This window comes from Deinococcus sp. YIM 134068, from assembly GCF_036543075.1.
GTDB classification, from domain to species: Bacteria; Deinococcota; Deinococci; order Deinococcales; family Deinococcaceae; genus Deinococcus; species Deinococcus lichenicola.
In genome coordinates this window covers 273266-280742 of sequence record NZ_JAZHPF010000003.1, presented here as the reverse complement: position 1 = coordinate 280742, position 7477 = coordinate 273266, and the positions used below count along the sequence as shown (strand labels likewise).

Annotated in this window: 7 protein-coding genes; 4 read left to right on the top strand and 3 right to left on the bottom strand. The window is 73.5% G+C overall.

All coding sequences use genetic code 11. From position 1 onward, the window contains the following. Nucleotides 1–134: 134 nt before the first annotated feature. The gene (locus tag V3W47_RS05690) at nucleotides 135–1019 is read left to right on the top strand and encodes a phosphotransferase family protein (RefSeq protein WP_331824212.1); all 885 of its coding nucleotides are present in this window, start codon (nucleotides 135–137) and stop codon (nucleotides 1017–1019) included. A gap of 72 nt (nucleotides 1020–1091) precedes the next feature. Here V3W47_RS05690 and V3W47_RS05685 read toward each other — a convergent pair whose 3' ends face one another. Continuing rightward, nucleotides 1092–2141: a YkoP family protein gene (locus V3W47_RS05685; RefSeq protein WP_331824211.1), complete on the bottom strand. Its 1050-nt coding sequence runs from the start codon at nucleotides 2139–2141 to the stop codon at nucleotides 1092–1094. A 150-nt stretch (nucleotides 2142–2291) separates the two neighbouring features. Between V3W47_RS05685 and V3W47_RS05680 the strand changes: the two genes are divergently transcribed. Then, nucleotides 2292–3515 (top strand): glycosyltransferase, encoded by a 1224-nt coding sequence (locus V3W47_RS05680; RefSeq protein ID WP_331824210.1) that lies wholly within the window; start codon nucleotides 2292–2294, stop codon nucleotides 3513–3515. On the opposite strand, the gene V3W47_RS05675 is transcribed toward V3W47_RS05680, so the two are convergent. Further along, entirely contained in the window at nucleotides 3481–4176 is a 696-nt protein-coding gene (locus V3W47_RS05675) for a glycosyltransferase family 2 protein (protein ID WP_331824209.1), read from the bottom strand. The genes V3W47_RS05680 and V3W47_RS05675 overlap by 35 nt on opposite strands. 59 nt (nucleotides 4177–4235) lie before the next feature. On the opposite strand from V3W47_RS05675, the gene V3W47_RS05670 reads away from it, so the two are divergent. Together V3W47_RS05670 and V3W47_RS05665 are read left to right on the top strand one after the other, a co-directional pair. Continuing rightward, the gene (locus V3W47_RS05670; RefSeq protein WP_331824208.1) at nucleotides 4236–5438 is read left to right on the top strand and encodes an MFS transporter; all 1203 of its coding nucleotides are present in this window, start codon (nucleotides 4236–4238) and stop codon (nucleotides 5436–5438) included. Between the two features lie 3 nt (nucleotides 5439–5441). Then, nucleotides 5442–6212, top strand: a complete 771-nt coding sequence (locus tag V3W47_RS05665) for a polysaccharide deacetylase family protein (RefSeq protein WP_331824207.1) — start codon at nucleotides 5442–5444, stop codon at nucleotides 6210–6212. Nucleotides 6213–6222: 10 nt separating this feature from the next. Here the strand turns inward: V3W47_RS05665 and V3W47_RS05660 are convergent, their stop codons facing one another. Beyond that, nucleotides 6223–7461 (bottom strand): lipid-A-disaccharide synthase-related protein, encoded by a 1239-nt coding sequence (locus V3W47_RS05660; protein ID WP_331824206.1) that lies wholly within the window; start codon nucleotides 7459–7461, stop codon nucleotides 6223–6225. Nucleotides 7462–7477: the final 16 nt, after the last annotated feature.

The window sequence follows — 7477 nt, the reverse complement described above, 5'->3', positions numbered from 1 at the left end:
AGGGTAAGCCTGACCCTGAGCCACTGAGCGGACGAAAACGCCCTCATACTGTACTACAAACAACGCTCGAAGTCGGCTGGCAGCTCGTTTTTCGTTCGCCCTCATAAAATCTGTCAGGCCGTCAGGGTGTCAACGTGTCCGTTCCCCAGGCGTATCTGGACAAAATCCGGTCGGTCTACCCCGACTTGCCCCTACACACGCTGGACTTCAATCAGGACGGCATGGTCAACGATGTCGTCGTGGTCGATCACGAGAGGGTCTGCCGCTTCGGCAAACATCGGTGGGCCGCCGAGGCCCTGCGGCAGGAGGCGCGGGTGCTCGCCCTGGTCCGTGAGCACACGTCCCTGCGGGTGCCGGAGTTCGAGCACCTGGAGCCGGAGTTCGTCAGCTACCGCTTTCTCCCCGGCGAACCCCTGACCCGTACCCGTCTTCTGCGGCTCTCCCCGGAGACTCGCCGAACCGTCCTGGCGGACCTCCTGTCGTTCCTGCGGCAGATGCACGCCATTCCGCGCGCCGCCACCGAAGCCGCCGGTCTTCAGGCATCCGACGCCCTCCGAACCCGTGAGGACTGGCTGGCGCTGCTGGCCCAGGCCGAGGAGCATCTGTTTCCCCTCCTGATGCGGCATCAGCGCACCTGGATTCACGACCACTTCGCCCCGGTCCTGGCGGACATCCTGGACCTGACGCCCGCGCCCCGGCTGATTCACGGGGATTTGGGGGTGTATCACGTGCTCTTCGACCTGGAGGCCGAACGCCTCGCGGGAGTCATCGACTTCGGCACGGCGGGCCTCGGGGACCCGGCGACCGATCTGGCCGCGCTGCTGTCCAATTACGGGGAGTCCCTGATCGCCGGGGTGCTGCCCGCCTACCCGGAGTTGGGGGATCACCTCGACCGCGCCCGGTTCTGGGCGGGCACGCTGGAGGTGCAGTGGGCGCTGGCCGGTCTCGTCCACGGGGACCGCTCCCTCGCGCTGGCCCACCTCGGCGGGGCGCGGGACGTGCTGCCCCTGGGTCGTTAGACGCTCATATGTGATGCGGGAGGGGCGGCTCTCCCCAGGAGGCTGGATCAAGCCTGACGACAGGAGCAGCTCTCACCCATGCCGCCGCAGGAACGCTTCCCGCTCCATCCACGCCATCCTCGGCTCGGTCTCCGAGGGGGCGACCCGCGTGCCGTACACCACGCGCATGACGCGGAAGCCCAGGCCATACACGCGCGCCTGCATGGGCGGCAGCGGCGTCAGGGTGAAGCCGTTTTTCTCCAGCGGCCCGTGAAAGAGGGTGACGGCGAAGACGGCCCGCGCGTCCCCGAACTCCGGTCGGTCCCGCAGGGCGGCGGCCACATCCCGCAACGACCGCTGGTAGGCGCGGTAGGCCGTCAGCGACCCCCGCGCGTTCAGGCCCACGAGGCGCGGGCTGTGCAGGTGGAGTTCGGCGGCCAGTGAGCCGGGTGGAAAGGGCAGCACGGCGGGCATGGGCCGCAGCGCCACCCGCATCACCCCGTCGGCCCGCTCGGTGAGGGGCAGGACCCCGTGAGAGCGGGCGAAGCGGTCGTCCACGAGGCGGCGGTAGACGTGAATGAGGAGGTCGCGGGGGGTGGCGGGCCGCAGGTCGGGCAACTCGCGCACGGGCACGGGACGGTAGCCGAGTGTCCGCAGCCGGGCGAGGGTGCCGGGAAGGTCGGCGGGGGAGACGCGCAGGGTGAGGCCCAGCTCGGGCGCTGGGGAGGGGAGGGGCAGGGGACGCACGCCCGACGCGGCGAGGGCACGAAGTTGGACGCCGCTCAGGGAGGGATCGAAGGCCCACGCCGTCACGGTCCCGCCCACCGCCACGTCCAGCCGGGTCAGCCCAGCCGGGTCGCCCTGCCCCGCGACCTCGTGCCCGGCGTTCGTGGCGAGGCGCAGCACCTCGGCGTCCGTGTCCGCGAGTCCGACCGGGACGAGCAGCGTCGCCCTCACCCCTGCCGTCCCCAACGCCGTTATTCCCTCCTGCACCTCGTCCGGCGTGGTAGCGGGCACCGTCAGACCCACACGTGGGTCGCCGGGGTGGCCGCCGTGGAGGGCACCGTGGGCACCCGCGCGGCTCAGGGCACGGCGCGCCCGGCGGGTCAGCGGGGAGGCGTGGGGGTCGTCCTTCGCGGGCATGGCCCGACTGTAGCGGGGATGGGAGGCGGGACGGGGAGAGGTGAAGATTCCTGACCGCCGATGAGTGCATGGGTCAGGTCCGGCGTCGTATGCTCCTGGGCAGTGATGCTTCAGGATTCCTTTAACGACGCGGTGGCCGGGGGAGGTTCGATGAGACCCCTACGCATAGGACTCTTCACCGACACCTTCCTGCCCGACCAGAACGGCATCGTCACCAGCGTCGGGCTGCTCAGCGACGAGCTGCGGGCGCGGGGTCACGACGTGGAGGTGGTCGCGCCCTCCTTTCCAAGACAGCACAGCCCGGACCAGCACAGCCCGGAGGCTCTGGAGACGAGGCCAGACGTGCGCCGGGTCTCCAGCGTGCGCTACGTCTTCCTGCCGACCTACCGCCTCGCGTGGCCGACCCGAAAGGACTTCGAGCAGAAGTATGACCTCGTTCACACGCACACGCCGCTGACGCTGGGGCTGGCAGGTGCCCGCCTCGCGCGCAAGTGGGGTGTGCCGCACGTCGCCACGTACCACACGCACATCGAGGCGTACACGCACTACGTCCCCGGCCTGCCGCTGGTGCAGCGCCACACGGGGATCGTCACGCGCGTCATGGGCCTGTACTACCGCCGCGCGCAGGCGGTCATCACCCCCACCGCCGCGATGCTGGACGTGACCCGCGCGATGGGCGTTCAGAACCCGGTCGTCATTCCCACCGCCGTCGAGCCGGGGGTGCTGCGCTCGGCCCCACCGGTCGAGAATCCGTGGCCGACCGGCACCCGCCGTCTCCTCACCGTCGGGCGGCTGGCGCGTGAGAAGCGGTTCGACCTCGTGCTGGACGCGCTCGCCGGATTGCCGGACGCGCACCTCGTCGTGCTGGGCGAGGGACCGGAGCGTGAACACCTCGTGCAGCACGCCGAGCGATTGGGCGTGGCCGGGCGCGTGAGCTTTCTGGGCGTGCGGCCCTGGACGGAGGTCGGGGCGTACTACCGCCTCGCCGAACTCTTCCTCTTCGCCAGCGACACGGAGACGCAGGGGCTGGTGCTTCAGGAGGCGCAACTGATGGGCGTGCCCGTCGTAGCGGTTGGGGCGCGCGGCACCCTGAGCGGCGTGTCGCACGGGCGGAGCGGCTACCTCGTCTCACCCGGCGACGCGGGGGCGCTGCGGGAGCACGCGGCGGACCTGCTGTCCGACGGGGAGAAGTGGGCGCGCTTCTCGCGGGGGGCGCGGGCTTTCGGCACCGCCTGGACGCCCGGTGGGGTGGCCGAGCGGGTGCTCGACGTGTACGCGGGGGCGCTGGGGGTGCCGCGCGAGACGCCCTTCCCGGTGGAGGCGGGGGCCGCCGTGGGCGTCAGTTCCCGAAGTACCCTCGCGTATGACCGCTGAGGTTTTGCGCGTGACGCCACAGGAAGGGCAGCCAGCCCCCCTCCAGCCGCCGCGCGCTCGTCTCCACGAGGGCACCGGGCACGTAGGCGACCTCTCCCAGGCGGGCCAGCGCCTGCCCCAGCAATACGTCCTCGTAGGCCTCCACGTCGGGGTAGCCGCCCGCCAGCAGCGCGGCCTGTCGGGAGTAGGCCATGTTCGCCCCGGCGAGGTTGGGCTTCCCGGCGGCCTCGCACGCCCGCAGGAAGGTGGTGTAGGCGACCCCGGAGAGCGTGGCGAGGGGCCGCGACACCCCGCAGAAGCGCATCGGGCCGTAGAGGGCCACCCGCCCGCCGTGTCCATGACCGTCCTGGCCGGGTCCGGCGGCCTCGTGGAAGTGGGCGAGCCACTCGGGGCCGGGCAGCGAGTCCGCGTCGGTGGTGGCGACCCAGGGCGTGCGGGCGGCCTCCAGCCCTGCCTGACGGGTGGGGGCGATGCCGCGCACGTGGCAGGAGAGGACCGTAGCGCCCCACGCCCGCGCGACCGCCGCCGTGTCGTCCTGGCTGGCGTTGTCCACGACGATGACCTCGGCGGGGGGAGAGAGCTGGCGTTCCAGGGCGCGCAGGGTGAGGGGCAGGTACGCCGCCTCGTTGCGCGCGGGAATCACGACCGTGAAGTCCGGCACGGGCACAGGCTAACAGGTGATCGGGCGCGGCCCGTCATCCCTTCGCCGGGGGTGGGGACGTGAATCGGGAGCGCCTGCCGCTGCGTCCGGGCACCCTGGGGCCGGTCATGGCCGCCGCCGTCGCGCTCGCCTGTGCGGAGTTCGTGAGAAGTGGGGTGTACGCCGCCTACCTTCCGCAGGCGGGTCCCGCCGCGCTGGGGCTGCCGCTGACCGCCGTGGGCGCGGCGTGGACCGCCCACTTCGCCGCCGACACGCTGATGCGCGGCCCGGCGGGGGCATTGATCGCCCGTCACGGCCTGCGGGTGGTCATGCTCGGTGGGGCGCTGTTGAGTCTCGTCGCGCTCGCGCTGCTGCCGTTGGCCCGGTGGCCGTGGCTCCTCGTTCCCATCGCCGCGCTGCACGGGGCGGGCTTCGCGGCGATGTGGCCCGGCGCGATGAACCTCACCGCCGACGCCGCGCGCGAGGGCTACCAGGGCCGCGCGATCACGGGCGTGGCGCTGGGCGTGATGCCCCTCGTCGGCGGCGGCTTCCTGCTGCTCGGCGGGCTGGCGCAGGGGAACTCCACGTTGCCGCTCCTCATCGCGCTGGGGATGCAGGTACTCGCCGTGCTGGCGACCCTCGCCCTGCCCGCACGCCGGGTGCGCCGCCGGGAGGAGGGAGCCGCCCCCACGCCCGAGCGGGTGCGCCGCGCCGCCCGCGCCCTCGCGCCGCTGCTGCCCGCCGCCTTTGTCCAGAACATCACCATGACGCTGCTGGGGCCGCTGCTGTTCAGACTCGGACCGGGATTGGGTCTGAACTACTGGGGTCTCGTCGCCCTGCTGGTGGTGGGGGGGGTGGTCGCCTACGCGAGCCTGCCCTTTACCGGGCGGGTGGCCGACCGGGGGCGGGCACGCCTCGCCCTGACGGTGGGCTTCGGGCTGATCGGCCTGTCCTTCGCGGCCATCGCCACCACGCCGCCCCTGTGGGCCATGTACCCGCTCGCGGCCCTCGTCGGGCTGGGGTACGCCTGCATCTCGCCGGGCTGGGCCGCGCTCGTAACGGGCACCCTTCCCGAAGCCGAGCGTCCCGCCGCGTGGGGGGCATTGATGACCGTGGAGAACGCGGGCACGGCCCTCGGCCCCCTCGTCGGTGCCCTCGCCTTCGCGCAACTGGGGCTGCCCGGCCCCTTCCTTGTGGGCGCGGTCATGGCGCTGACGACCGCCGCCGCCTACATCGTCTTCCGCCGCGCGTTCCCGGAGGAGCGGACGGCGCAGCCCGCGTGAGCGATGGGAGAGCTGCCAGTCGCCAGCGTCCAGTCGCCAGAACACACCGGGGGAACCCGCCGTCAGCGGGCGTGGGCGCTCGTCCCCCTCGGCCTGACGCTGCTCGCCGCCCTGCTGGCCGACGTGCTGGGGCGGGCCGCCGGGTGGGGGGCGCTCGGTCCCGGCGACCGTTCCTCGCGGCGGGTGGCCCTCACCTTCGACGACGGGCCGGGCGAAAGGACGGGGGACCTCCTCGCCGTCCTCGCGCGGCACGGTGCCCCCGCCACCTTCTTCGTGACGGCCCCGGCGTGGGAGCGGTGGCCGGACCTCGCGCGGGCCTTGCGGGAGGCGGGGCACCAGGTGGAGGCGCACGGGCGCTGGCACACCCACGCCCTGCTCCTGCCCCCGTGGCGGGAGTGGCGGCAGGTGCGGTGGCATCCCCGCGCGCGGGAGAGCGGCCCTCACCTGTACCGCCCCCCCTACGGTGGTCACAGTCCGCTGACGCGCGTGCTGGCCCGCCTCGCCCGCCGCCGGGTTGCCCTCTGGGACGTGGAGGGGCGCGACTGGACCGGGGAGAATGCCGCCTCCCTCGCCGCGCGGGTGCTGGGGCAGGTGCGGCCCGGCGGCGTCCTCCTCCTCCACGACGGCCCGGAGGTGACGCCGGAGGTGGTGGACCTCCTGCTCGTGGGGTTGAAGGCGCGCGGTCTGACGCCCGTCCTCCTCCGTGACCTGCCCATGTGCCCCATCGGATTCCGGGACGGGGTGCGGCGGCTGCGGGCGAGCTACGGGGGCTAGGCACCGGGGTTCAACTGGCCGAGCTTTTGCGTTCAGGACCTCGTTCTCCCGTTGAGACTTCCCCCAGTATCTTCCCCACCTCCGCCGCGACGACGGGCAGCGCCCCCGCCGCGCCGACGCGCCCCAGCCCCGCCACTGCCGCCCGCGCCCGCCGCGACGGGTCCCCGAGCAGGGCCAGCACCTCCGTCGCCACCGCGTCCGGGTCTGGAGAGACCACCTTGAGCGCGTCTCCCAGCAGCCGCCCCTGCCGCCGCGCGAAGCCGGGCGTGTACTGCGGGCCAAGCGTCGGAAAGGCGACGACGGGCACGCCGAGGCCCGCGAGTTGCTCGTTCGCCGTGCCCGCCGTGCCCACCGCCACGTCCGCCGCCCGCGCCACCGCCCCGAACGCGCCGCGCAGGAGGGGAACACGGACGCCCTCGCCCTCCGCCCAGGCTGTGCGGCTGTCCTCCACCCGCAGCGTCCAGCCCCACGGCAGCGTCACCGCGTCCCAGCCGTGCGGCCACGCGACGAGGGCCGCCACGCCCGGCACCCGCGCCGCCGACCGCAGCATGAGGGGCAGACTCTCCCGGTGGTCCTCCCGCGAGCCGGGCAGGAGGGCGAGGACCCGCCGACCGCCGATCAGGGCTGACAGGTCGCGTTCGGGCGGTGGCAGCACATCCAGCGCGAAGCTGCCCGCCCACCGCGCCCGCACGCCCCGCCGCCGGTAGTACCGCGCCGTCCCCGCGTCCCGCACGAAGACCGCCCGCGCCCCCCGCGCCAGCCGCAGCTCGTAGGGCATGGGCACGTTCGCCCCGAGGGCGTTGAGTTCCGAGAGCGTCCCCCACACGCCCAACCCCTCCAGATAGTGCGCGCTCAGGAGCGGCTGGACGTGGACGAGCGGCACTCCCACCCCCCGCGCCGCCACGGTGCCCACCATCAGCGCGTAGGCGTCCCCCACCACCACGACCGCGCCCGTGCCCCGCGCCGCCCGCCGGGCGTCCCGCCACTGCCGCAGCGACCCGCCCACCAGTCCGGCCCGCAGGTCCGCGAGCAGGTTCGCCGCGCTCCCGAAGGGGAAGCCGCCGCTCGGCAGACCCAGTTCCTCACCCATCCGAGTCACCCCCGGCACGCCCGCGTAGGCCCGCCCGGCCCCGACGAGCGGCAGCACCCGCGCTTCCCCCGCGAGATGCCCCAGCAGCCGCGCCCCGATCAGGTCCTCCGCCGTGCCGTTGGAGATCAGGAGGACGGACCGGACCGCGTGCGTGCTCACGGGGCGCAGGATAACG